At 62.4% G+C, this 24524-nt stretch carries 28 protein-coding genes; 7 read left to right on the top strand and 21 right to left on the bottom strand.

Going from position 1 to position 24524, the window contains the following annotated elements:
* Positions 1-34: 34 nt before the first annotated feature.
* The 5 genes from ACIOU9_RS09805 to ACIOU9_RS09785 all read right to left on the bottom strand — a co-directional run bounded on the left by ACIOU9_RS09805 (position 35) and on the right by ACIOU9_RS09785 (position 5187).
* Positions 35-1429, bottom strand: a complete 1395-nt coding sequence (locus tag ACIOU9_RS09805; protein ID WP_402696956.1) for an amino acid permease — start codon at positions 1427-1429, stop codon at positions 35-37.
* A 207-nt stretch (positions 1430-1636) separates the two neighbouring features.
* Positions 1637-1930, bottom strand: coding sequence for a hypothetical protein (locus tag ACIOU9_RS09800; RefSeq protein WP_286134039.1), 294 nt, complete (start codon positions 1928-1930; stop codon positions 1637-1639).
* A 38-nt stretch (positions 1931-1968) separates the two neighbouring features.
* Positions 1969-2562 (bottom strand): DUF308 domain-containing protein, encoded by a 594-nt coding sequence (locus ACIOU9_RS09795; protein WP_332499084.1) that lies wholly within the window; start codon positions 2560-2562, stop codon positions 1969-1971.
* Positions 2563-2618: 56 nt separating this feature from the next.
* The gene (locus ACIOU9_RS09790; RefSeq protein WP_402696777.1) at positions 2619-3839 is read right to left on the bottom strand and encodes an alpha-hydroxy acid oxidase; all 1221 of its coding nucleotides are present in this window, start codon (positions 3837-3839) and stop codon (positions 2619-2621) included.
* Between the two features lie 34 nt (positions 3840-3873).
* The gene (locus tag ACIOU9_RS09785) at positions 3874-5187 is read right to left on the bottom strand and encodes an MFS transporter (protein ID WP_133834824.1); all 1314 of its coding nucleotides are present in this window, start codon (positions 5185-5187) and stop codon (positions 3874-3876) included.
* Positions 5188-5317: 130 nt separating this feature from the next.
* On the opposite strand from ACIOU9_RS09785, the gene ACIOU9_RS09780 reads away from it, so the two are divergent.
* From ACIOU9_RS09780 to ACIOU9_RS09770, 3 genes are read left to right on the top strand one after another with little or no spacing between them, the layout of a single operon-like run.
* On the top strand, positions 5318-5953 hold the full coding sequence (locus tag ACIOU9_RS09780) for a GntR family transcriptional regulator (protein ID WP_105656097.1): 636 nt from the start codon (positions 5318-5320) through the stop codon (positions 5951-5953).
* 20 nt (positions 5954-5973) lie between these two features.
* A complete protein-coding gene (locus ACIOU9_RS09775) occupies positions 5974-6336 on the top strand; it encodes a hypothetical protein (protein WP_133834823.1) in 363 nt (120 codons plus the stop codon).
* Positions 6314-6469 (top strand): hypothetical protein, encoded by a 156-nt coding sequence (locus ACIOU9_RS09770; protein WP_166650859.1) that lies wholly within the window; start codon positions 6314-6316, stop codon positions 6467-6469. Before ACIOU9_RS09775 ends, ACIOU9_RS09770 begins: the two co-directional genes overlap by 23 nt.
* 29 nt (positions 6470-6498) lie before the next feature.
* Here the strand turns inward: ACIOU9_RS09770 and ACIOU9_RS09765 are convergent, their stop codons facing one another.
* Positions 6499-7839, bottom strand: a complete 1341-nt coding sequence (locus ACIOU9_RS09765; RefSeq protein WP_133834822.1) for an MATE family efflux transporter — start codon at positions 7837-7839, stop codon at positions 6499-6501.
* Between the two features lie 152 nt (positions 7840-7991).
* Here ACIOU9_RS09765 and ACIOU9_RS09760 point away from each other — a divergent pair, with 152 nt between their 5' ends.
* Positions 7992-8825: a hydrolase gene (locus ACIOU9_RS09760; protein ID WP_286172311.1), complete on the top strand. Its 834-nt coding sequence runs from the start codon at positions 7992-7994 to the stop codon at positions 8823-8825.
* A 41-nt stretch (positions 8826-8866) separates the two neighbouring features.
* Here the strand turns inward: ACIOU9_RS09760 and ACIOU9_RS09755 are convergent, their stop codons facing one another.
* From ACIOU9_RS09755 to ACIOU9_RS09715, 9 genes are all read right to left on the bottom strand, one after another.
* Positions 8867-10066, bottom strand: coding sequence for an MFS transporter (locus ACIOU9_RS09755; RefSeq protein WP_133834821.1), 1200 nt, complete (start codon positions 10064-10066; stop codon positions 8867-8869).
* A gap of 3 nt (positions 10067-10069) precedes the next feature.
* On the bottom strand, positions 10070-10840 hold the full coding sequence (locus ACIOU9_RS09750) for a CPBP family intramembrane glutamic endopeptidase (RefSeq protein ID WP_133834820.1): 771 nt from the start codon (positions 10838-10840) through the stop codon (positions 10070-10072).
* Positions 10841-10978: 138 nt separating this feature from the next.
* The gene (gene aqpZ / locus ACIOU9_RS09745; protein ID WP_133834819.1) at positions 10979-11743 is read right to left on the bottom strand and encodes an aquaporin Z; all 765 of its coding nucleotides are present in this window, start codon (positions 11741-11743) and stop codon (positions 10979-10981) included.
* Between the two features lie 158 nt (positions 11744-11901).
* Positions 11902-12960 (bottom strand): FUSC family protein, encoded by a 1059-nt coding sequence (locus tag ACIOU9_RS09740; RefSeq protein WP_402696773.1) that lies wholly within the window; start codon positions 12958-12960, stop codon positions 11902-11904.
* A 200-nt stretch (positions 12961-13160) separates the two neighbouring features.
* Positions 13161-14084, bottom strand: coding sequence for a LysR family transcriptional regulator (locus ACIOU9_RS09735; protein ID WP_208294295.1), 924 nt, complete (start codon positions 14082-14084; stop codon positions 13161-13163).
* Positions 14085-14233: 149 nt separating this feature from the next.
* The gene (locus tag ACIOU9_RS09730) at positions 14234-16318 is read right to left on the bottom strand and encodes an ABC transporter ATP-binding protein (RefSeq protein WP_402696772.1); all 2085 of its coding nucleotides are present in this window, start codon (positions 16316-16318) and stop codon (positions 14234-14236) included.
* Positions 16319-18052 carry an ABC transporter ATP-binding protein gene (locus ACIOU9_RS09725; protein ID WP_402696770.1) on the bottom strand — a complete coding sequence of 578 codons (1734 nt, stop codon included), beginning with the start codon at positions 18050-18052 and terminating at the stop codon, positions 16319-16321.
* Positions 18053-18308: 256 nt separating this feature from the next.
* The gene (locus ACIOU9_RS09720) at positions 18309-19559 is read right to left on the bottom strand and encodes an amidohydrolase (RefSeq protein ID WP_402696768.1); all 1251 of its coding nucleotides are present in this window, start codon (positions 19557-19559) and stop codon (positions 18309-18311) included.
* Positions 19560-19699: 140 nt separating this feature from the next.
* The gene (locus tag ACIOU9_RS09715; protein ID WP_402696767.1) at positions 19700-20350 is read right to left on the bottom strand and encodes a 4a-hydroxytetrahydrobiopterin dehydratase; all 651 of its coding nucleotides are present in this window, start codon (positions 20348-20350) and stop codon (positions 19700-19702) included.
* Between the two features lie 190 nt (positions 20351-20540).
* On the opposite strand from ACIOU9_RS09715, the gene ACIOU9_RS09710 reads away from it, so the two are divergent.
* Positions 20541-21077, top strand: a complete 537-nt coding sequence (locus tag ACIOU9_RS09710; RefSeq protein ID WP_402696765.1) for a hypothetical protein — start codon at positions 20541-20543, stop codon at positions 21075-21077.
* On the top strand, positions 21077-21532 hold the full coding sequence (locus ACIOU9_RS09705; protein WP_133834812.1) for a DUF421 domain-containing protein: 456 nt from the start codon (positions 21077-21079) through the stop codon (positions 21530-21532). The genes ACIOU9_RS09710 and ACIOU9_RS09705 overlap by 1 nt, the downstream gene beginning before the upstream one ends.
* A 74-nt stretch (positions 21533-21606) precedes the next feature.
* Here ACIOU9_RS09705 and ACIOU9_RS09700 read toward each other — a convergent pair whose 3' ends face one another.
* The 3 genes from ACIOU9_RS09700 to ACIOU9_RS09690 form a co-directional block, all read right to left on the bottom strand.
* On the bottom strand, positions 21607-21945 hold the full coding sequence (locus ACIOU9_RS09700; protein ID WP_105656083.1) for a hypothetical protein: 339 nt from the start codon (positions 21943-21945) through the stop codon (positions 21607-21609).
* On the bottom strand, positions 21936-22532 hold the full coding sequence (locus tag ACIOU9_RS09695; RefSeq protein WP_402696764.1) for a cysteine hydrolase family protein: 597 nt from the start codon (positions 22530-22532) through the stop codon (positions 21936-21938). Before ACIOU9_RS09695 ends, ACIOU9_RS09700 begins: the two co-directional genes overlap by 10 nt.
* A gap of 245 nt (positions 22533-22777) precedes the next feature.
* Positions 22778-23032 carry a hypothetical protein gene (locus ACIOU9_RS09690; protein WP_332503937.1) on the bottom strand — a complete coding sequence of 85 codons (255 nt, stop codon included), beginning with the start codon at positions 23030-23032 and terminating at the stop codon, positions 22778-22780.
* Positions 23033-23225: 193 nt separating this feature from the next.
* Here ACIOU9_RS09690 and ACIOU9_RS09685 point away from each other — a divergent pair, with 193 nt between their 5' ends.
* Positions 23226-23642, top strand: coding sequence for a CBS domain-containing protein (locus ACIOU9_RS09685; protein ID WP_402696762.1), 417 nt, complete (start codon positions 23226-23228; stop codon positions 23640-23642).
* A 104-nt stretch (positions 23643-23746) separates the two neighbouring features.
* Here the strand turns inward: ACIOU9_RS09685 and ACIOU9_RS09680 are convergent, their stop codons facing one another.
* Genes ACIOU9_RS09680 through ACIOU9_RS09670 form a run of 3 tightly spaced genes read right to left on the bottom strand, consistent with a single transcriptional unit; the run spans position 23747 to position 24463 of the window.
* Positions 23747-23995 (bottom strand): hypothetical protein, encoded by a 249-nt coding sequence (locus tag ACIOU9_RS09680; protein WP_332595009.1) that lies wholly within the window; start codon positions 23993-23995, stop codon positions 23747-23749.
* A 27-nt stretch (positions 23996-24022) separates the two neighbouring features.
* A complete protein-coding gene (locus ACIOU9_RS09675) occupies positions 24023-24178 on the bottom strand; it encodes a hypothetical protein (protein ID WP_181149051.1) in 156 nt (51 codons plus the stop codon).
* 24 nt (positions 24179-24202) lie between these two features.
* Positions 24203-24463 carry a Rho termination factor N-terminal domain-containing protein gene (locus ACIOU9_RS09670; protein WP_332727876.1) on the bottom strand — a complete coding sequence of 87 codons (261 nt, stop codon included), beginning with the start codon at positions 24461-24463 and terminating at the stop codon, positions 24203-24205.
* Positions 24464-24524 lie beyond the last annotated feature (61 nt).

The raw sequence follows: 24524 nt of genomic DNA, 5'->3' as shown, positions 1-24524 counted from the left end.
GCAGTGCCCGCAACCCCAGCGCATGACGAAAGTGTCAGAGATTCAGTTCCGCTTCATAGGCCTTGGCGTCCAAGGCGCCGAGGCGCGAATTGCGGCGGCCGAAGCCCAGATAGATCGCAGCTCCCACAGCCATCCAGATGGCGAAGACCAGCCAGGTGATGCCAGCCAGGTTGAACATCAGGAACAGGCAGGCAGAGATGCCCAGAATCGGGGTCACCGGATACAGCGGGACGCGGAAGGTCCGTGGGGTATCCGGCTGGGTTTTGCGCAGGTACATTACCGAGACACCTACCAACGAGAAGGCGAACAGGGTGCCGATGCTGGTCGCTTCGGCCAGCTGGCCCAGAGGAATCAGCGAGGCGGCAATGGCCACGACCGCGCCGGTGACGTAGGTGCCGATGAACGGGGTGCGGGTGCTGGGCGAAACCTTGGCGAAGAAGCGCGGGATCAGGCCGTCGCGGCCCATGGAGAGCAGGATGCGCGTCTGCCCGTACAGGGTGGTCAGCACCACCGAGACGATCGCGATCACCGAAGCCAGGGCGAAGGCCAAGACCATCCACTTCTGTCCGGTGATCTCGGAAACGATCTGCACCAGGGCGGCTTCCGATTCGGCGAACCAGTTCCACTCCCGGGCGCCAATGGCGGCTACAGCAACCAGCACGTAAATGGTGGTTACCAGCACCATGGCGATCATGATTGCCCGCGGCAGGTCCTTCTGCGGATTCTTGGCTTCCTCGCCGGCGGTCGAGGCCGCGTCGAAGCCGATGTAGGAGAAGAAGACCATGGACGCTGCCCCGGTCACGCCCGCGGCGCCCATGGGCAGCAGCGGAGCGAAGTTCCCGGCATTGAAAGCGGTGAAGGCGACCACCACGAAGAAGACGAGGATGGCGATCTTCACGATCACCATGACGGTGTTGGCCAGGGCCGATTCGCGGGCACCGCGAACCAGCAGCAGGGTCGCCAAGATGACCACGATCAATGCCGAGAGGTTGATGACGCCGCCGTCGCCCGGGCCGGCGGCCAGGGCCTGGGGCAAAGCCAGGCCGAAGATCTCCAGCGTCTGGTTCACGTAGGCGCCGGCACCCACCGCCACCGCTGCCGCGGAAACTGCGTATTCCAAGACCAGGCACCAACCGCACACCCAGGCCATGCCTTCGCCCAGCGTGGCGTAGGAATAGGAATAGCTGGAGCCGGAGACCGGGACCATGCCCGCCATTTCGGCATAGGAGACCGCCGAAAGCAGCGCGGTGATGCCGGCAAGCACGAAGGCGATCCAGATCGCCGGTCCGGCGACCGGAACGGCAGATCCGAGGATCACCAGGATGCCGGTGCCCAGGGTGGCTCCGACGGAGATCATGACTAGCTGGGTGACGCCCAGCGAGCGCTTGAGCGTCCCGAGCCCGGCGTTGTTCGCTGCGTCGTTGGCCATCGCCTGGATGGACTTGCGCCGTCGCAGCTGCTTGCCCAGTGGGGTGCGGCCATGCTGATCAGAGATACTCGTGCTACTCACTTGAAATCCTTGGTGCGTGCTTGAGGCGTCCTGCCTCGATCAATTGGCCCGGCAAACGACAACGCGCTGGGACTATCTGTGGATGGACAGTCCCAGCGCGTCATGCCGCGTGGCTAAGCTTTATTATCAGTCTTCAAACTTCTTGTCCGGGTTGGATGAGGATCGGTTTACCCCGGTCCCCTTTCCCAGGTCAGGATCATTGTCCTTGGCGGCCATGGTCATCACCGAGATGACCAGCAGGCTTGCGACAAAGGCGATGCCGAAACAGGCCAAACCGATATCGAAGCGCAAGGGATTCTGCGATCCGCCGGTGGAGCTAACCAGGCCGACCACGCCGGCGACGATGGCCAGGATCAGCGAGAAGCTCAGTGGGCCCTTGATTGACTGGCTCCACGGTTGCTTCTTCTTGTTGTTTCCCACCAGGAACTCCGTTTCTACTTTTACTGCAGACCTAAAGACTAGTTGCTTTCCTGGTCCGGCGAATTGATCGTGGTCGGGGCGGCTGCCTTCGTTTCATGGCGATGGCCGAAGGCGGCAATCAGCGCGAAAACGGCCAGAACGATAGTTCCGCCGCCAATCAGGCCGAACAATGCGTGCGCATCCATGCCACCGCTGAAGCACAGCGAAATGGCCAAGATCACGCCCACCGCGCCGGTAACCAGCTGGTTCCTGAACGGCGGGAAGGCCTCGCGATGCTTGGCAAAGACGATGAGCTCGGCAATGCCTCCGGCCAGGAATGCAAAGGCACCCACATAGCCGACCCAGGCAATCGAGCTGACGAAGATGGTGGCGATACCAGCCAGAAGCATCAGTCCCGCACCCAGCGCGTAGGGGGCGCGCGACTTCTCCGGCGCGCTTTCCACAGATACGTACTGCCACATGAACACGCCCGTGACAACGAGGAACGCTGCCGTGGAGTAAGTGACAACCTTGTCATCTGCGCCGATCCAGAAAATCGACATCAGGGCATAGGCCAGGGCTGTCAGGCCGCGCAGGAATACTGGGCGGAAAACTTCTGAAGCTTGAACTGGGGTGGTTTTTGGTGCAGGCACAATTTCTATTCTACCGCTCATAGAACTAACCGCCACTTCGCCCGGGGTTAATCACATCAGCCACGGCGGCGAATCAGCGACTGGTCCAGATCCCCGATGCTCGCCGCGCCCATCAGCTGCATAGTCACTTCCACTTCCTTGGCCAGCAATTCGATGGCACGGCTTACGCCTTCCTCTCCCCCAGCCATCAGGCCGTAGAGGTAGGCGCGGCCAATCAGCACGAAGTCCGCTCCGGCGCACAGCGCGGCGACAATGTCCGCGCCGGACATGATGCCCGAATCCATGATGATTTCCATGTCCTCACCGACTTCGGCACGCACTTCGCCCAAGGCCTCGAAGGCGATCGGCGCGCGGTCCAGCTGCCGGCCGCCATGATTGGAGACCACCAGTCCGTCAGCACCGGCGGCCTGGGCCTGGGCAGCGTCTTCGCTGGTGAGCACGCCCTTGACGAAAAGCTGGCCCTTCCACAGCTCGCGGATCCATTTCAGATCCTCGAAGTCCAGGGAGGAATCGAACATGGAGTTGATGATCGTTGGCAGGTCTGCCGACGTATCCGACAGCGATGCGAACTTCAGCGAATCGGTGGTCAAGAAGTTGTACCACCATTCGGGTCGGTACGACGCATCGAGCACGGTCTTCACGGTCAATTCCGGCGGGATCTTCATGCCGTTGCGGGTATCGCGGTGGCGTTGGCCGGCCACCGGGGTGTCCACGGTGACCAGCAAGGTGTCATAGCCCGCTGCAGCGGCACGTTCCACCAGCGCCCTGGACTTCTCCCGGTCCTTCCACAGATAGAGCTGGAACCATTTGCGGCCCTCGGGGGCCGCCTCGGCGACCTCCTCGATGGATCGGGTGCCCATGGTGGACAGGCTGAAGGGAATCCCTGCTTCTCGGGCAGCCCGCGAGCCGCCGATTTCGCCCTCGGAGTGCATGAAACGGGTGAAGCCGGTGGGGGCGATGCCGAAGGGCAATGCCGATGGGGCACCGGCAATGGTGGTGGAAAGATCCGACTGCGCGGTTCCGTGCAGGATTCGCGGCAACAGCTCAACGCTGTCGAACACCGCTCGGGCTCGGGTCGCGGTGATTTCTCGCCCGGCAGCGCCATCTACATAGTCGAAGGCCGCGGCGGGGGTGCGGCGCTTGGCGATCTTGCGCAGATCCCAGATGTCGGCGGCACCGGCCAGCCGGGCGGCGCGAGGGCTAGTGGAGGGGAGCTTGAACTTCATCAGGCTGACCAGTTCGGCCACGTCGGGCAGTTGGCGCTTGAGATTACCCATGGATTGTTCCTTTGCTTCGGTGGAAATTGCCGGTCTAGTACAGGGTGCGCGAGCTTGCGCGGGTGCCGATGAAGATTGCAATGGCCGAGGACAGGCAGCACAGCGCCAGGTATCCCGCTGGCATCGCGATGGAGCCGTTGCCCGCCTGCAAGAGCGCAGCGGCAATCAGCGGCGAGAGCCCAGCGACGATGGCGCCGTTCAGTTCGCGCGCGATGGCAATCCCGGAGAAGCGCACCGAGACGGGGAACAGCTCGGTGAGGAAGGCCCCTTGGGCACCGGAAGTGCACGGGATCACCAGCGCGTAGCCGGCGGCGATGCCCAGGAACCCGAAGGCGAACTCGCCAGTGGAGATCAGTGCGAAGATCGGGAAAGCCAGGATCAAGCCTGAAATGTTTCCCGCCGCCAGCACCTTGGAAGCGCCGAACCGATCGGCGAGCCAGCCGCCCACCGGCGTGAGCAATACGGAGACCAAGGAGCCCAGGGTGACCGCCAGCAGCGCATGGCTGCGTTCCATGCCGCTGGTGACCATCAGGCTCAGCGCGAAGACCGCAAGGATGTAGTTCACCGCGTTATGCCCGGTGATGGCCAGGAAGCCCAGGGCCACGCGGCGCCAGTGCGCGGCGAAAACCTGCACGATGGGGAGCTTGGCCTGCTGCTGCTCGGCACGGGCCGAGGCCATGGCGGCGGCATAGTCAGGGGTCTCTTCCAGCTTGTTGCGGATGTAGATGGCCACGACGAACAGCAGTGCCGAGACCAGGAATGGGATGCGCCAGGCCCACCCGAGCAGTACCTCGTCACCGGCCAGCGAGACCAGGAAGAAGCACACGGTGGCCAGGGCGATGCCCAGCGGCGGGGTGGAGAGCACCAGCGAGGTGTAGAACCCGCGTTTTCTCGGCTCCACGTATTCGGCCACCAGCGTCATGGCACCGGTCAGTTCCGCGCCAGCGCCGAATCCCTGGATCAGGCGCAGCAGCACCAGCAGGCCCACGGACCACACGCCCCAGGTCTGCGCGGTCGGCAGCAGGCCGATGCCCACGGTGGCGATGCCCATCAGGATGACCGAGAGCAGCATGGCCGGGCGGCGCCCGAACCGGTCCCCCAGGTGGCCGATGAGCACACCGCCCAGCGGGCGGGCCACGAAGCCCACCGCGAAGGTCGCAAAGGACGCGATCGAGGCCGCCGCTTCTCCGGCTCCGGCGAAGAACAGCGGACCGATCACCACCGATGCGGCCGCGCCATACAGCGCGTAGTCGTACCATTCAATGGCCGTGCCGAAGACAGAGGCGAACAGGGCCCGGCGCCGGTTGCGCGCTTGCTGCGTGCTGGCAGAGTTCTGGGTGATCGGCACAGTCGTAGTCCTTGCGATAAAGTGGTGTTCCGTAAGATACCTGAAATATATTTCATCCCAGACTAGAGTGTTGCCCAGAGCGATAGCTAGATCAGGTCGCCAAGTTACGCCCCTTAGGAATCGGAAAACCATGGCCAGCTCGCTCTCCGAACAGCTCACGCTCACCTTGCGCGAACGCATCAACCGCGGGGAACTTGCCCCGGGAAGCCTGATCATCGAACCGGCACTGGCCCAGGAGTTCGAGGTCTCCAAGACCCCGGTGCGCGAGTCCCTGCGCCAGCTCACCAGCGAGGGCCTGCTGCAGGTGCTGCCCAAGAAGGGCTATCTGGTTCGCGCCATCTCGATGAATGATGTCTATGAAGTCCTGGAACTGCGCAGCTTGCTCGAACCGCATGTGGCGGGGCAGGTAGCCAGCATGCATTCGGCAGCGCTTGTAGTTTCCCTGGCCGGGCACCTTGAAGCCCAGCAAAAGCTGGCGGTCTCCGACCCCATTGCCTCCATGCATGCCGCCCAGTGCTTCCATAGCGAACTGGCCGCGGCATCGCGCAACTCCCGCATTGTGGACAGCCTGGAGAACTGCTTCACGCAAACCGCCCGAGCCCACTACGTCTTGCCTTCCATGCAGCCATACATGTCCCAATCGGACGAGCTGGCCGAGCACCAGTCGATCTTTGCCGCCATACAGAATTCAGATCCTTCAGCGGCCGCCGAGGCCATGACGCTGCATCTGGAATCCATCCGCCGAGCCATGCTGGGACATCACTAGCGGCCAACCACTGGTGCATCATGGGCAAGGCACACAGCATCGCCGTGCTTGCCGGCGCTGTCGTCAGCACCGATGCCATGCCAGAAGGCCTGCGCTCACTGAACGAGTCCGCTGACGACTTTCTGGTTCAAGCTGGATCCAACGCCAAGCACAGGCAGACGATGCCCGATAACCGGATTGAGCGGCTTGGCGTGCATGACTCGCTCTTCTCCTGCGCCGTGGGCAGCCTGCTGCAATTCCGCCAGCCAGGGGACGTGGACTTCTTCGTGGTCCGCGAGAACATCTTCGAAGGCATCGAACGCCGTCATCCGGAAAACGGTAGCGTCCTGTACCAGTATCGGCCACGCCCTCGAATACGCATTGGAGCTCGCGCAAACCGGTAGCGCCAAGCACCTGACCAGCCCGGCGCAACAGCTCGTTGCCCAGCCCGGATCCGGGTGCCGGGGCACCACCAGCTCACTGGACCATGCGGTCACCCATGAGATTGCCGCCCAGGCAATGGAGCTCCAGGAGTAATCGGTGGCGAGCGGCCCGGTGGCCTGGGTTCAGCTGCCCAACCGCATCCAAGCGCTGTTCCTGGCACGCAGGGACAGGCTCACGCCGCGAGCTGCCATGTAGCCGATGGCGAAAGCAACCCAGATCCACAGAATCGCTGACGTGGAGTCCTGGGCAAAGACCTGAACCGCCCAGAGCATCGGCACGTAGAGAACAAGGTTGGCTACGCCTACCAACCCGAGATAGCGGGCATCCCCCGCACCGATGAGCACGCCGTCCAGCACGAACACCAAACCGCACAACGGCTGGGACAATGCCAGCACCCATAGCCCAACGGTGGCCAGCTGGCGGATCTGCTCATCCGGGGTGAAGATCATCGGGAAGACCCACGAGGTGGCAAGCAGCAGGATCCCGGTTACCACGCCGAAGCAGATGCCCCAGCGGCTCATGATCCCGGTGAGCTTGCGGACCTGCTCTGCATCCCCGCGGCCCAGCTCCTGGCCAATCATGGCCTGGGCCGCAATAGCCAACGCATCCAGTGCAAAGGCCAGGAAACTGAAGATCGTGAAGACCAGCTGGTGCGCTGCCAGTGTCTGGGTGCCGGCGTTGGTGGCGACAAGAACCGTGAGGAGCAACGCCGCGCGCATGCTCAGGTTGCGCAGCATCAACCAGGAACCGACTTGCCCGGTGGAAATGAACCCGGACCAGCTCGGCGCCATGGAAATTCCTTGCTTGCGGATTCTTGGCAAGATCATCCACAAATACACCACCGCCATCATCCACTGGGCGATCGATGTGCCAAGCGCGGCACCGGCTACGGACATATCGGCCCAGTAGACCAGCACGAAGTTCAGGACGATATTCAATCCGAAGCCAGCGGTGGCCACGATCAGCGGTGTTTTCGTGTCCTGCATGCCACGCAGCACGCCGGTGGCTGCCAGGACCAGCAGCATCGCGGTCAGGCCAGGCATCGAGTACTTGATGTAATCGACGGCGAATCCAGCGGTTTCCCCTTCGCCGCCCATCAAGCCCACAAGCCGATCGGCACTGAAGTATCCGAGCAGCGACAGCGCCACCCCGAGGACTATGGCAAACCACATGCCATCACGCCCCGCCGCCATGGCCTTGCCGGGGTTGCCTGCGCCCAGGGCCCTGGCTACAGCTGGCGTGGTGGCATAGGCCAAGAAGATCATCAACCCCACCGCAGTGTGCAGCACCGTGGTGCCCAGTGCGGCGCCGGCCAGCTCGGCCACACCAAGGTGGCCCACGATGGCCGAATCGGCCATCAAGAACAGCGGCTCGGCGATCAAAGCACCCAAGGCGGGAACTGCCAAGGCAAGGATCTGCCGGGCCAAGCTCCGCGGGGATTCGGTGGGGGTTGAAGGATTCACAACCTCAACTCTACGAAGCAGAGTGGACTTTCACCATTTGCTTGCGCGCAGGAGGATTCCCGGTGCAGTCCTCTTTCCTGCGTCCGGAGCGAGTACTAGGTTTGGAAGCAAGCAGGGCACAGCCAGCACCGCCAGCAGAAGACAGGTTTCCCATGGGACAAGAACATATTGGCCATTGGCAATGCGCGGGTTGCGCCGTGGAGTTCCCGCCGGGCCCGCAACCCACCGGCACCTGCCCCATCTGCGCCGATGAACGCCAGTACATTCCGGGCGGAATCCAGCGTTGGGTGCGCACCGAAGACCTGGCAGCAGCCGGCCACCAGCTGACGATCACTTCGCTGGAGCCGGGACTGAATGCGATTGCTTCTCCCGAAATCGGCATAGGCCAAAGCTCCTTGCTCGTGGAGACCACCGCGGGCAACCTGCTCTTCGACGTGCCCGGGCTGATTACCGGAGAAATCATTGATTGGCTGGATAGCCGCGGAAAGCTGGCGGCCATTGTGGCGAGCCATCCGCACATGTACGGGGTGCAGCAGCAATACAGCCAGGCGCTGGGTGATGCGCCGATCCTCGTCGCCGAGAAAGATGCGCAGTGGGTCCAGTATTCCTCAGCCGCCGTCAGGTCCTGGTCCCAGCCTTTTGAGGTGCTGCCCGGGATCAGGCTGATGCAGCTCGGCGGCCACTTCCCGGGCAGCACTGCGGCTGTTTGGGAAGCAGGGGCCGATGGCCGCGGAGTCCTGCTGGCTGGCGACGCGATTTTCCCCGTGGCCGATGGCAATGCGACCTTCTTGCGCAGCTACCCCAACCGCATCCCGCTCTCGGCTGCCGTGGTGCGGCGCATGGCCAAGGATCTGGAGCCGGTGAAGTTCGACCGCCTCTACAACAACTTCGCGGCCTGCATCCAGGCCGATGCCCACCGGGTGGTCCAGTTCTCTGCGGAACGCTATGCCAGGTGGGTATCAGGAGAATTCGACGATCTGACCTGATATTTCGCGCAAAGTTGAGTATTCCGAATGCGGAATATGAATTATCCGCGAAGGGATGGGTCCCTTTTGGAGAGCAAGGAAGCCATGATCAGGGCAACCACCTGCAACGCGCCAACGCAGAGCACGACGCTGGCCCAGCCGTAGTGCATGAAGGGGATGCCGATGAGCCAGCCAAGCAGTGACGAGCCCACGTAGTAGAACAAGTTGTACAGGCTGGAGGCCTGCGCCCTGGCTCCGGTGGCCAGCACCGGCACCCACCCGCTGGCGACCGCGTGGGCCGCGAAGAAGCCAGCGGTGAAGATCAGCAACCCGCTGATGATCACGACCAGGTTCCCGGCCAGGGTCAGCAGCAAGCCCAGGGCGCTGGTGAGAATGCTGATGCGCAGGGTATTTCGCCGTCCAGCCTTGGCGACGAGTTTGCTGCTGGCCACCGAGGTGTAGGTTCCAGAAAGGTAGGCCAAGAAGACCAGTGCCGCCCACGAAGCCGGAATCAGGTAGGGCGGTGCTTCCAGCCGGAAAGCCAGGTAGTTGTAGACGGCCACGAATCCGCCCATGAGCAAGAATCCCTGGGCATAGACCAGTGCCATTTTGCCATGCAATGCATGTGCGAACTTCTTGGCGATGCTGCGCAGGTTCTGGCCGTGGATGGGGTCGAAGCCCTGGGCGCTGGGCGCCTTGAACAGGAAGAAGAGCGTCGCCAGGCCAGCCATGATGCTCACTGCCGCGACGCCCCAGCGCCAGCCGGCGGGGTCTGCGACAAAGCTGGCGACCAAGCGTCCGGCCAGCCCGCCAAGGGTGGTGCCGGAGATATAGGTGCCGCTGGCCACGGCAACGGCTCGCGGATTGACCTCGTCAACGAGGAAGGCCAGTGCAGAGCCGGGAACACCTGCCAAGGCAATTCCCTCGAAGAACCGGATCGCCACCAGGAACTCGAAGCTTGGCGACAGGCAGCTGAGCAGTCCCAGGGCAACCGAAGAGATCAGGGCGATGCTGATGACCTTGCGGCGCCCGACGCGGTCGGAAATGATGGCCCATGGAGTCACGGCCAACGCCAGCCCCAGGGTCGCTGATGAAACGGCAAGTGCCGTGTGCGAAGAGGTGATGTGGAAATAGCCGGCGATCACCGGCAGCAGCCCCTGCACCGCATAGAGCTGGGAGAACGTGGCAACGCCGCCGGCAAAAAGCGCCAGCAGCATGCCCCGATAGGCGGGGGTGTTCGGTTCGAGTCCGGTAAATGCCACTGCCTAGGCTCCAGCGGGAAGCAGCGGGTAGATCAGGTACACCACCAGCAGCGCTACGGCATTGTTAATGACATGCAGCATGTAGGAGTAGGCCAGCGACTTGCCGCTGAGGATGTAGGCAACACCCATCATGAGGCCCAGCATGAAGTACGGCACGACCTCCAGCCACGAGCCGATGCCCGCGCCAATGAAGTGGATGCTGGCGAACAGCACCGTGGAGATCAGTGCGCAAATCCAGACGTTGAGCTTGCGTGAAAGCTTGCCAATGAGCAGATGGCGGAACAGGTATTCCTCGACGAATGGGCCGAAGAGCGCAGTGACGACCAGCATGACCGGCAGCGGCACCGTTCCGGCCATGGATTCCAGGGCCGCCTGGTTCTCGCTGGTGGCCGCTTGGCCCGTCAATGCGGCGATGATTCCGTTGGCCATGATGGTCAGGAACCAGCCACCGGGCAGCATCAGCCATTTGGCCCAGGGGTGGTAGCGCATGGTCTTGAACGACTCGAAGAACTGCGGACCGCACTGGATCATCGCGAGAATGAAGAAGGTGACATACAGGATCAGGTTGATCCCGAACAGCGCCTGTTCCTGGGTGGAGAAGGCGCCCATGTAGCCAGGGATCAAGCCGATGAGGCCTGCTGCGCCCCCGACAAAGAAGACGAGGTAGGCAAGAACTGTCCAGAAGTCGCCCTTGGTGAATTGCCCGGCGTTGAAGACGCGTTGCTTGGGCCGCGGAGCCGAATAGGGGTTCATGTACTCTGGCCGTTGTTGCATATGACAAGCCTAATCGCCTTCCATGTGGATTTCCCAAGTTCATCGTTCCACGTGAAAGGTCGAACCCAGTCCAGCCGACGTCGAAGTCTGCTGGACTGGGTTCAGCGAGCTGCGGTAACCGCGAGCTCCCATCATCTGCTAGTTCTTGTCGAAACCTTCGCGACCCTTGTCCACGAAGGCCGGGAAGAGCACCTTGTAGCTGACACCGGCAATGGCCGCACCGATAACCGGTGCCAGGATAAACAGCCATACCTGGCCCAAGGCTTCCGGGCCGGCGAACCATGCGACGCCCAGGGAACGTGCCGGGTTGACCGAGGTATTGGTGATGGGAATGGACACCAGGTGGATCAGGGTCAATGACAGGCCGATAGCGATCGGCGCGAAACCCTGCGGCGCGCGCTTGTCGGTGGAGCCGAGGATCACGTACAGGAAGATCGCAGTCAAAACGATCTCTGCGACCAGTGCCGCAACCAGCGAATAGCCATCTGGTGATCGCTCCCCATAGCCATTGGAAGCGAAACCGGATTCGACTGCGTTGAATCCGTCCTTGCCCGAAGCGATCCAGAACAGCACGGCACCCGCCACCGAAGCAGCGACGATCTGCGTGACGATGTACGGGAGGACATCCTTCCACGGGGTGCGCCCGGCAAAGGCCGTGCCCAGGGTGACGGCAGGGTTGAAATGGCCGCCGGAGATATGCCCTACTGCGTACGCCATGACCAGCACAGTGAAACCGAAAGCCAGAGCTACGCCCAGGAATCCGATGCCCATGTTCACGGTTTCATCTGCGATGACCTTGGCTGCGAAGATCGCTGAACCACAGCCACCGAAGACCAGCACGAATGTGCCCAAGAATTCTGCCGATAGTTTTGCGCCAACAGTTGGCACAGCTGCATCTGACATGCTTTTTCCTTATCCTCGATGAATTATGCGAGTTCAAGGCCAGCTTATGTCCTGCCGATGGGGCTGCGGTAGGCCTGCGGCTACTTAATAGATCTCGTTCGCCTTATTTTTCTTCTGGGTTCATGCTTCTGATCTACCGCGCCGCAGTTGCGGCGTTTCTAGATCGTGGTTCGGGGCTGCCGTTCGAAAATTGAAGCGGCCGCAATGCCGACAACGACACCGAGAAGATTTCCCATAGCGCAGTCCCACACCATCTGGGATCCGCTCTTCGGATTAGCCAGCTGAAGCATCAGGATAATCAGCGGCGTGAAAAAGCTGAGGGCAAGGCCGTAGTTCCGGACCATATAGGCCTCGGTTGGGAACATCAGCAAGATGATGCAGCAGCCGATCATCAGTTCGCTGGGAGTCAGGGCCGTGATCCCAAACAACACGCCTATACCGGCCAGGGTTCCCCCGATGCGGTGAGCCCCACGTCGCAACCGTCCCCGGGCGTTGCCGACGGCAAGCGGAACGGCCGCCCCGGCCATGGTCCATTGGAGATGCTCGACCTGCAGAGTAATCCCGACAGCTCCAGCTAGGAAGACAACTATCAGGTAGGTGCATGCCCTGCGCAGGATGCGGGGCCATGGAATCGCGAGGCCTTCCGAGCCGCACTCTTCCACTCGTCCGAAGCGTGCGGCTTGGCCGAGCAGGATGCTGAACAGAGCGGTGGCGACGAACGCGGCCAGGCCATCAAGGGCGGGAAGCTCCCCCACCGGCAAAGTTCCCAACGCACCAAACGCAAAGAGCGGAAAGAAGGCACCGCCGGGCTTGAGCCCATATCGATCAGCGATCAATGAGCTGAAGGCCGCCCAGAACATTCCTCCGGCAAGCAGCATCCACCCGCGCATACCCAAGGGGGCCATGGCGATCCCGCAAATTCCTGCACACAGCATCAGTGCAGCTCCGAGCACCTGGTCCTTCAGTCGCTGCGAGCGATGCGGAGTTCGGCCGTACATCCCGACAATGGAGCCGAAAACAGCGTAGGCAAGGAGGTCCGTTCTGCCAATCAGCAGCAGTGCAATCCCCGGAAGTCCCAATCCGAGGCCTACGCGCAGGGCCGGGCGGATCTCTGGGCTGTGCGAAATGGCGAAGAGCTGCCAATTCACGAGCGAACCGCGCGTGAATTTGAACTTACCAATGGCTGTGGAGACCGGAGCTGCTCTGCCTGCCGTCATCATGGAATCCCGAGTCGTCCTGGCAATTATCTGATTGCTTGCATCCCTCGGATCCCATGGTGCCTCAAGATGGTCAGGTTCCACTGTTCTCTCCGCTCCCAGTTGCACGGCCCAATTCCTAAGCGACTTGGGGTCTGGTTCTAGGTTCAGGGATTACCATTGATCAGATCCAATAATTAGATCCGATGATTCAGTAAGTGCTACTTATGATTCCTGCTGAGATGCATATCGACCGCAGGGAATGTGCTAGAAATTATCTTTTCGAGCGCCTGCGACATCAGGGTTAATGGACTGCTGTCTTCCATTACAAGAGAAATTTGCGAGGTAACTTGCGGATCATCCAGCCTGTAAAGCTCAATACCAGGCAGAGCTCCCAAGGGTGGCAACCACTGGCGCGGAACTATGCTGGCCCAGTTCCCCGTGGACACATGCGCGAGCAACGTGACTATCGAGTCGCATTCGATTCGCGGCGAGACTACCAGATCGTGCCGGCTGAGCGTCTGGTCGAGGACCTGGCGCCCTCGAAGAGATGAGTCGAGGAGGCATAAGGGCAACTCCAACGCCGTCGCCCAAGCCGTCGTTGCGCCCTCGGGGAGCATCCCCGGCGCAGTGAGCAGCACATGTTCCTCGGCATAGAGCGGATAGACCAGCAGTCCAGCTAGGTCCTGCGGCTCCGCGTAGATAAGGCCCGCGTCAAGCTCGTAGTTCCTGATCTGACGGACGATGTCCGCCGAATGGAGACTCGCCTGGACGTTGATGCCCACTTGCGGATGCGCACGGGCAAACTTGTCGGTGAGGGTTGCAACAGTTGAAGAGGCAGCAGGAACCGTTCCCAATCGAAGTGTTCCGTTCAGGCCATTCTCGTAATGGGAGATTTCCTGTCTCAGCGAGGCATGGTCTTTCAGGATTTTCCGAGCCCATTTGAGAACCGTCTCGCCTTCAACGGTCAGTCCTTGGAAGGCATGGCCCCGGCGGACCAATGGCGCGCCCAGTTCCTTTTCGAGTTTTCGAATGCCCTCTGATAATGCTGGCTGGGAGACCGCGCATTCTTCAGCTGCCCGGGCAAAATGTCCCTCATTGGCCAGTGCCACCAGATATTCCAACTGTCTAAGCATCATGTTCATATTGCATCATTTCCTGCAGGAACAAGTGCTATCGATGGCCTGGGGGCGTGCCGCAGCGGTTCGATCAGAAGCAGGCCTGGCAATGCAAAAAGACCCCGGCACCGGCAGTGAAAATCTGCCAGATGCCGGGGTCTTCGCGACTCAAGGTCCTACTCGGTTTCTTCCTTTGCTTCCGGTGCCATGTCACTGGCCACCGTGGCTCCGGCCGCTACCGCGGGCACCGCAGCCGTATCCGGATTCGCATCCACATCCTCGGCCGGGCCGGCGAACTGCGACTGGTACAGCCGGTAGTAGGCGCCCTGGGTCCCCAGCAGGTGCTCGTGGTTGCCCTGCTCCACGATCCGGCCGGACTCCATCACCAAGATGGTGTCCGCGTCGCGGATCGTGGACAGCCGGTGGGCAATCACGAAGCTGGTGCGGTCGCTGCGCAGCGCAGCCATCGCCTGCTGCACCAGCAATTCGGTACGGGTATCCACCGAGCTGGTCGCCTCGTCCAGGATCAGCAGCGACGGGTTGGCCACGAACGCGCGGGCGATGGTGATCAGCTGCTTCTCGCCGGCCGACACGTTGGTGCCTTCCTCGTCGATGATGGTGTCGTAGCCATCGGGCAGCGCGCGCACGAAACGGTCCACGAAGGTCGCCTTCGCGGCCGCGATCACTTCCTCATCGGTGGCATCCAGCCGGCCGTAGCGGATGTTCTCCATGATGCTTCCGCCGAAGAGCCATGCGTCCTGCAGCACCATGCCCACCTTCGAGCGGAGGTCAGCGCGGGAAAGGTCGGTGATATCGCGGTTATCGAGCATGATCTTCCCGGAGTTCAGCTCGTAGAAGCGCATCACCAGGTTCACCAGCGTGGTCTTGCCCGCGCCGGTCGGCCCGACAATCGCCACCGTGTGCCCCGGATCCGCATCGAAGGACAGGTCCTCAATCAGCGGCTTGTCCGGGGAGTAGGAGAAGGACACATTCTTGAAGGAGACATGCCCGTCGGCGCGGGCAGGAAGGCTGTCCTGCGCGTGATCCGGTTCCTGTTCCTCCGCGTCCAGCAGCTCGAAGGTGCGTTCAGCCGAAGCCACGCCGGACTGCAGCATGTTCGCCACGCCGGCAATCTGGCCCAGCGGCTGGGTGAACTCGCGGCTGTACTGGATGAACGCGGTCGCGTCGCCCAGGCTCATCGTGCCCGAAGCCACGCGCAGCCCGCCCACCACGGCGATGCCCACGTAGGCCAGGTAGGACACGAAGTTCATCACCGGCATGATCATGCCCGAGACGAACTGGGCGCCGAAGCTGGCCTTGTACAGTTCCTCGTTGCGGGCGGTGAAGCGGTCCACCATGTCCGCTTCGCGGCCGAAGACCTTCATCAGCTCGTGGCCGGAGAAGGATTCCTCGATCTGCCCGTTCAGCGCCCCGGTGTTCTTCCACTGCGCGGTGAACAGCTTCTGCGCCCGGGTGCCGATAATGCCCGCGGCAGCTGCCGACAGCGGCAGGGCCACCAGCGCGATCAGCGCCATCTGCCAGGAGACCACGAACATCATGATCACGATGCCGATAACGGTCATGGCCGAGGAGACCAGCTGGCTCAGCGCCTGCTGCAGCGCATTCTGGATGTTGTCCACGTCGTTGGTCACGCGCGAGAGCAGATCGCCCCGCTGGCGCGTGTCGAAGTAGTTCAGCGGCAGCTTGTTGATCTTGTCCTCGACGTCCTTGCGCAGGTTGTAGACCACGCGCATGACCAGCTTGTTCAGCAGCCAGCCCGAGGCCCACGAGAAGAGCGAAGCGACGAAGTACATGGAGAGCACGATCAGGATGTACTGCGAAAGCTGGGTGAAGTCGATGCCCTGCCCGGGGACGAAGTTCACCTTGGAGAGCATGTCGGCCTGGGTTCCCTGCCCGGAGTCGCGCAGCTGCTGGATCACCAGCTCCGCGGGCGTGCCGGCCGGGATGTTCTTGCCGATCAGCCCGGCGAAGATCACGTCCATGGCCTTGCCCAGGATCCGCGGTGCGATCACCGAGAGCACCACGTACACGGTGATCAGCGCGAACACCAGGACCATGCCCAGCTTGTACGGGGACATCAGCCCGACCAGGCGCTTGGCCGATGGCCAGAAATGCTCGGCCTTGCGCACCGGGGCGCCGCCGCTCCAGTCGTCGGCTCCCGCCGCGGCATCGAATTCATTGACGTCCGCAAGCTCGCTTTCGAGCTGCTCCGGATCGATATTCTTCTGCTTCTTCGCCATTTAGGCCACCTCCTCCACGCTCAGCTGGGATGCCACGATTTCCTGATAGGTTTCCGAGGTTTCGAGCAGGTGCTCGTGGGTACCCCGGGCCACGATTTCGCCATGGTCCAGGACCAGGATCTGGTCCGCACCGGTAATGGTCGATACGCGCTGGGCCACGATGATCACCGCGGCGTCCTTGGTCGGTTCGGCCAGGGCCGCACGCAGCCTGGCATCGGTGTTCACATCCAGGGCCGAGAAGGAATCATCGAACAGGTAGGTGCTCGGCTTCGCGGCCAGGGCCCGGGCAATGCACAGGCGCTGGCGCTGGCCGCCGGACACGTTGGTGCCGCCCTGGGAGATCTTCGAATCCAGCTGGCCTTCGCGTTCGGCTACGAAGCCGTCGGCCTGGGCCACCCTCAGCGCATCCCACAGGTCTTCTTCGGTAGCGTCCTGTGCGCCGAAGCGCAGGTTGCTGGCGATGGTCCCGGAGAACAGGTAGGGGCGCTGGGGCACCGCGGAGATGTTCCGCGAAATGGTGTCTCGTCCCAGTTCCCTCAGCGGCACCCCGCCGATCAGGATTTCGCCTTCGGTGGCGTCGTAGAGCCGCGGGATCAGGTTCAGCAAGGTGGTCTTGCCGGCACCGGTGGAACCGATGATGGCAGTGGTCTGCCCCGGCTTGGCGGTGAAGGAGATATCGTTGAGCACCGGCGCCTCGGCGCCGGGGTATCCGAAGCTGACGTTCTTGAATTCCACGGTGCCCGGGGTGGGCAGCGCGATTTGCCGTTCGGCGGCGTCGAGCATGCTCGGCTCGCTATCGAGCACCTCGGAGATGCGGTCGGCCGAGACCATGGCACGGGGAATCATCATGGCCATGAAGGTACCCATCATGACCGCCATCAGGATCTGCAGCAGGTACTGCAGGAAGGCGGTCAGCGCGCCGACCTCCACCTGGTTGTTATCCACCCGGTGCCCGCCGAACCACAGCACGGCGGCGGTGGACAGGTGCAGGATCATGGTGATCGCCGGGAACATCAGCACGAACAGGTTGCCGACCTTGACACCGAGGTCGGTCAGCTTCTGGTTGGCATCGGCATAGCGCTGCGTCTCATGCTCTTCGCGCACGAAGGCGCGCACCACGCGGATGCCGGTGATCTGCTCGCGCAGCACGCCGTTGATCCCGTCGATGCGGGTCTGCATATCGCGGAACAGCGGCATGAGCTTGATGACCAGCAGGCCCACGACAATGAGCACCAGCGGTACCGAAACCCAAACGAGCCAGGACAGTCCGGGATCTTCGCGGATCGCCATGATCACGCCGCCGATGGACATGATCGGCGCGGTGATCATGAAGTTCAACGCCATCAAGGTGAGCATCTGGATCTGCTGCACGTCGTTGGTGCCGCGGGTGATCAAGGTGGCGGCGCCGAATTTGTTGACGTCCTGTGCCGAGAAGGTCGAGACCTTCTCGAAGACCGACTGGCGGATGTCGCGGCCCACGCTCATGGAGGTCTTGGCCCCGAAGTAGACGGCGGCAACCGCGGTGGCTACCTGGATGAGGGCCACCACCAGCATCAGTCCGCCGGTGCGCCAGATGTAGTCGATATCGGCTTCGACCACGCCGACGTCGATGATCCTGGCGTTCAGGCTAGGGAGATAAAGAGTGGCCACGGTGGTGGCCAGTTGCAAAATGACTACGGCAATGATCCACCCCGTGTACGGCTTGGAGTGTTTCAAGATGAGCTTGAGAAGCATGTGGAAAATCCTCGCTGGCATCAAGCTCTCCGGCATGCTGGACCTTCGGATTAAGGGCAGCGTGATTGAAGAGCGATTGCCAGTCTAGCGCTCGCCTTGGACACTTTGAATCATCCTTGCGATTGATTTTTATCAATCACTGGCAGGCACCCGCATTCCCGCAGGATCCCGGGCATGGTGGCGTTAATCATAAACCGTGTACTTACCGGCAGGACAGGTGCCGGTTACTTGCCACCAGCTCCTCTTGCGGTGGACATCACCGTTCTGCCGAGTCCTGTGCCCCGCGGCCCAGGTAGGCCAGCGCGGCCACCACCTGGGTGCGGGTCGCGGTTTCCAATGTCGGGTTGATGGCCGGGGCGAAGAACGGCGAGTGGTTTGCCGGAATCTTCGAGGCGACAGTCCCTTCGGCGAGCGCTGCCTGGTAGGTCTTTGGATCGGCGCAGCCCACGGTCCAGTAGACGTACGGGATCCCAAAGGCATCGGGAATGGTGCTGAAGTCTTCCGAGGCGGTGGCCGGGTCAGCCTGGTAGACCTGCCCGTCGGCGAAATGCTCTTCAAAGGCCTTGGTGACCTTCTCGTTGGCCGCCGCGTCATTGCTGGTCAGCGGGAACTGGTCGTAGAACTCGAAGTCCGGTTCCTTGGGCGAGCCGGCCGCGGCGCATTCGCCGCGCACGATGCGTTCGATGGAGTCGATGACGTGCTGGCGCAGCTGGAGATCATAGGTGCGAATGTTCAGCAGCAGCTGGGCCCGGTCCGGGATGATGTTCGCGGCGCTACCGGCATTCAACGCGCCGACGGTCAATACTGCGAACTGCCCGGGCCGGGTTTCACGCGAAACAATGGTCTGCAGCTTGAGCACGATGGACGAGGCCAGGACTACCGGGTCCACCGAATTATGCGGCATCGAGCCGTGCGCACCGCGCCCGTAGACGGTGATGCGCAGGCTGTCGCCGGCGGAAAGGATCGGTCCCGCGGTGGTGCCGATCCTCCCCGCTTCGACGGGCATCACGTGCTGGGCCAGCGCCGCATCGGGCTTCGGTATCCTCTCCACCAGCCCGTCGGCCACCATGGCCTTGGCCCCTGCGGCGGTCTCCTCGGCTGGCTGGAACAACGCCAGATAGGTGCCGGACCAGCGCTCGCGGTTCCCGGCCAGGAACTTGGCCGCGCCCAGCAGGGTGGCCATGTGCATGTCATGGCCGCAGGCGTGCATGGCACCGGGGACCGTGGAGGAATATTCCAGCCCGGTGTCCTCGGCGACCGGCAGGGCATCCATGTCGGCCCGGGCCAGTACCACAGGCCCCTCGCCATTGCGCAGGATTCCGACGATTCCGGTACCGCCGATCAGGCAGGTTTCATAGCCCAGATCCTCAAGTTCCTCGCAGATTCGCGCCGAGGTCTCGTGCTCGGCCAGGCCCAGTTCCGGGTGCCGGTGGAAATGCTTATAGAGCTCCTCCTGCCAGGGCAGCTGCTGCGAGATCGAGGCGGTGATTTCCTGTGCAGTGCCCATCGGGTTCCTTCCATCGCGCCCAGCATCCGAGCCGCCAAGGCCCCGCTGGCTTATCCGCTGTCAATCTATCCCCTGGCGGCAGGACAGTCCAGATTCCGGCCGATTGCAACGGGAGCAATGGCCGGCTCAGGCCAAGGCCGCTAGCGGTCCTGCTCGGTGCAGATGCAGAAGCGGTTGCCCTGGTGGTCGCTGGCTATGGTGAAACCCGGAGCGCTGCGCTCATCGAGCACCGCACCTTGGCTTTCCAGCCGCGAAAGCACGGCAGCGCTTTCGGCGTGGGGAACCCACACATCCAGATGCAGCCGGGAGGGATGAGGCGTCGGGGTGCGCTGGAACCAGATGGCCGGCAATCTGCCCGCTGGATCGGCGAGGCTGCCGTCGGGCTGCTCGCGGTAGCCCAGGCCGGCGGCCCACTGTCCGGATATGGCTTGGGCGTCGTCGGTGTCGATGCCGATTTCCACCACCTTGATCAAATCCAGGCGCGCTTTGGCATGCAAGGCGGCGGCCCGCTGCGAGATTTCCGAGGCCAGCGCGAGGTCCCTTTCGGTGATGTCGCCACCGGCGTCGTGGGACACGGTCGAAACAAACAAGAGGTTGTAGCGCCAGTCCACATCAGGATGGTGGTTGGCCATCTGCGCTGCGCCAGCGATATCGCTGAACAATTCGATGGCCTCTGCCGAACTCTTGGTCTCGTACACCGCGCAGAGCTTGCCGGCCAGCTTGCGCCACTGCGGCAGAGTCTCCAGCCGGGAGGCCAATTCGGTGCTTTCAATGCGGTCGTTTACGGTCATGATCTCCTCCTCCTGGTGCAACTGTGGCACCACTTCCGGGCCGGCTCAAGCGGTCGGCCGCAATGCACAGGTTGGCAACAGCGCCAGCCGCTGCGAACTGGATGCCGCCTGTGAACCGGAACTCGGCTGGTCCTGGCGCAGGCGAATCGGCTTAGCCTCGATAGCAAGAGCGCAAGGAGGGCAGAATCCCATGCTGAATATCTTCCAGGCCAAGATCAGCGACTCGACGCTGGATGACATCACCTCGGAGGACAGCAATCGCAGACGCCGGCTGCTGAGCCTCGCCGCCCTGCTCGTGATTGCAGCCTTCGTACTGGCGGCTCTGCTCGGCGCATTCGACCAGAAGAAGAGCATTGAACAACAGGCCGACGGCTTCACGGTCCAGCTGCAGTTTCCCGCGGTGGTCCGTGCCGGCAATGAAATCCAGCTGAGGATTGGGATCAGCTCTGCCGACCCTTTGCCCGAGACCGTCACGCTGGACCTGAGCGAGGACTATCTCATGCTCTTCGAGGACTTCTCGGCCTTTCCCGAACCCGAGTCCGAGTCGAGCCGAGCTGATGGAACCATTGGATTCGAGGTGGCCCCGGCACCGGGGTCGCGGCAGATGGTTGCCACCCTCACGGGCCGGGCTTCGGACGAATGGTCGCCGAGCGCCAAGGGCGTGCTCGGAATTACGGTCAACGGCGAAAGCACCGACCTGAAGATCAGAACTTGGAGGATCCCCTGATGGAAATAGTCATCCGCGCAGCCACCGCCTTCATCATCCTGTGGCTGGTCACGCGCGCCGCCGGCAGATCGACCCTGGGCGAGCTCAGTTCCTTCGAGCTGGTGCTGTTCGTCGTCCTGGGCGACCTGGTGCAGCAGGGCATCACCATGGAGGACCGTTCGCTCACCGGCAGCCTGCTGGCAGTATTCACCATGGTGGTTCTGGCCGCTGCGCTGAACTTCGCCAATATGCGCTGGCCCAAGCTGGGCAAGCTGATGCAGGGCCGCCCGATTGTGCTGATCCGCGACGGGGTCCTGGACCGCAAGGCCCTGCACAACGAGCGCATTGGGCTGGACGAATTGAGCATGCTCGCCCGCCAGGCTGGCATCGAGAACTACAGCAGCATCCGGCTGGCGATCCTGGAAGCCAGCGGCAAGATTTCCTTCTTCACCCAGGAAGCCGAATCCCGTCCGTGACCATGGGATGGCAAGGGCAGAAGGGGCATCCCTGCATGGGATGCCCCTTCTGCGGTTCTCAGCCCGCCGGCGCGCTACTGCTGATCGGGTGTTTCCCGCTGGTCCGGCAGGTTGGCGGTCCGCTCGGCGTCCAGCCCTTGCTCGTCATCCTGGTCGGGGTAGTCCAGCAGCGTATCGTCGACCGGACGCTGCCCGTCAATCGGTTCGGGAAGCAGCGTTTCGGGATTGAGCGCCAAGGGATCGCCGTCGTTTTCCTCCAGCACCCGGTCTGCTCCGCGCAATGGATCCTCGGCGTCCTGGGCCTGGGGTGCATCCGATGACCCAGCCGCCGGCTGGCTATCGCGCCCATCCAACGGCTCGTCCGTGTCCGAGTCCTTGCGCACGTCGTCGAATTCAGAATTATTCAGTGACATTCCAGCTCCTTCTCGTGTTTCCAATCGGAAATGATTTCCAAGGTGGTCTTCAGCTTCTGCCGATGCTGCTTGCGCATGAATTCCAAGGTAGTCCCTTCGAAATCCGGGTCGGCCGATGCGGTGGCGTCGGTGGCCACCGCCACCGGCAAGTTCGCAGCGAAGGCATCGGCCGCGGTGGCGGAGATGCACGTCTCGGAGGAAACCCCGGCGAGTACCAGCGAACTGGCGCGGTGCTGCAGCAGCAGGTCCTTGAGCGCCGTATTCCAGAACGCGCTGTCCCTGCGCTTGACCACTTCGATGGCCCCGTCCAGTTCCAGCTCCGCCAGGTACGCGGCCTGCTCCGTTCCTTCGAACAGGTAGCCCTGGTCGTCTTCGAGCATCTTCAGCGTCCAGGTGGATTTGTCTTCCTTGTGCACGGTGCGCACGCTGATCACCGGGTATCCGGACGCTCTCGCCGCTACGGCCAGCTGGTTGCAGCGGGCTGCCAGATCCTGGCGGGCCAGTGCCAGAGCCGGATCCTCGAAGAATCCTTCTTGCAGGTCAATGAGCAGCAGCGCAGGGTGGCTGAAGTCGCTTGTCGCGCTCATGGCTCAGCGTGTTCGGCGCAGTGCTGGCAGCAGTACGCCTTCGGGCCGTGGTGGACGGCGTGGCCCAGAATGGCGCAACCGCAGTGCGCGCACCTTTCGGCCATGGCGTGGATGGCGCATTCAAAACTGTCGAAGCGGCCCGAGCGCCCGTTCCGGCTGAGCGTGAACACCGTTTCGCTTGCATTGCCGCAGATATCGCAGGTCTGCATGGGTTGCCTCCTGAACTCGGATTGGCCATGGGACAGCTAGCGGTCCCCGTCGCCTTCGGAATACTGGTCTTCCGGGGAATCGTCGAGGTCGGGGTCGGCTCCTTGGACAGGAGGCAGGTGATTCCCGGGCTGCTCCAGGTCCTCTTCTGACGGTTCCCCGGAGTCGGCTGGCAGGTGTTCGTCGTCGGGTTGCCCCAGCGGCCAGAGATTCTCAACCAGGTCCTTGTCGGGATCCTTGAATCTGTCGGCAGCATGCGAAATGGCATCTTTGGCTTTGTCGATGAATCCCATGGTCATTCTCCTCACGTTGCGTTTCCCGGTTCTCTACCAACTACCAGCTATTGGCGGCACAAGTACATGATTAATCGGCTGTTGCCAGAGTCGAGGGGGCGCATCTGCAAGCTCGCTGGCAATGGTTGAAGACCTGCTTGTTGTGCTGGAGCGTGGAGGGTGTCCCACAGGAATACGCGAAAGGAGCACGATCATGGTTGCAGCCAAGGAACTAATGACCTCGCCTGCCAAATGCGTCAAGGAGCAGGACTCGATTCAAGTCGCCGCCCAGATGATGAAGGACCTCGGGGTCGGCATGCTGCCGATCTGCGGCAAAGACAACCGCCTGGCCGGCACGATCACCGACCGCGACATTGTCATCAACTGCGTTGCTGACGGCGTCGTGACTTCCAGCACCAAGGTGGCCGATTACGCCCAGGGCAAGCCGGTCACCATCGGAGCAGACGACTCGGTCGAAGAAGCCATCCGCACCATGCAGGAACACCAGGTGCGCAGGCTTCCGGTCATCGACGGGCATTCGCTAGTCGGCATGCTCGCCCAGGCGGACATTGCCCGCTATTACGACCAGCAGAGCACCGGCAATCTGGTCGAGGGGATTTCCCAGGACTAGAGCAGCCAGCTCAGCAGGATCGCAGGGCAGAGCGTCCGGGAAAACCATGGTTTTCCCGGAAGCTCTGCCCTTGTTCTCCTGCGATTCTCCTGGCGGGAACGCCGTCACCGTCCGTTGGCGTCTGTGCCTCCCCGCGGATCGTCCAAGGAGCTCGGTCCCCGGATTACGCGGTACAGGCCGTAGATGAAGACCAATGCGCCCCAGCCGGCCACGATCCATAGCGGCCCTGAGGTGCTGTCCGGCGCTGCGAGCAGCGCATAGATGGCGAATCCTACGGCCACGAGCCCGCCGACAATCGCCAGCCACAGGCCAGCGCGATGTTTGCGGGTGCTGTCCGCTGCTTTGCCAGTCATGGCGTGTCCTTTCGCTGGCAGGAAGGTTCAACCTGCGTCATAGCGTTCTTCCCTTTCCTCGGATTCATCTTCGGTGTTCTCGTTGATGCTGCCGCGGCGAACCACGCGCTCGTCCCCTGGCTGGGCATCCTCATCCGGTTGGGTGGTGCGAGCCGGATTCTCGGGCTTCTCGCGTTCACTCATTGTGTCTCCTTCCGTGGCGGTCTGCTATGAATTGCGCAGGGCTTCGATGAGTTCGGCCTTGCGCATTTTCGAACGGCCATTAATCCCGATTTCCTTGGCCCGGTCCTGCAGTTCCCGGACCGTCCAGTCCTCGTAGTCTCCGGCTTTGCCTCCGCGCTTGCCCACTGCTGACCGGCCATCGCGGGCGGCGGCGTTGGCGATGCGCGCCGACTTCTGCTTGGAGTTCCCCTCCTCGCGCAGCTCCTCGTAGAGTTCTTCATCCTTGATCCGGCTCTTGCCTGCCATGGGTTTCCTCCCTCGTACGCTTCGCCAGCTGGCCCTTTGCAGTGCCAGCACTGTGCGTTCC

Origin of the sequence: Glutamicibacter sp. NPDC087583 (assembly GCF_044743685.1) — a bacterium.
GTDB lineage: Bacteria > Actinomycetota > Actinomycetes > Actinomycetales > Micrococcaceae > Glutamicibacter.
The sequence above is the reverse complement of the archived record's forward strand: the minus strand, read 5'-3'. Positions and strand labels throughout refer to the sequence as shown.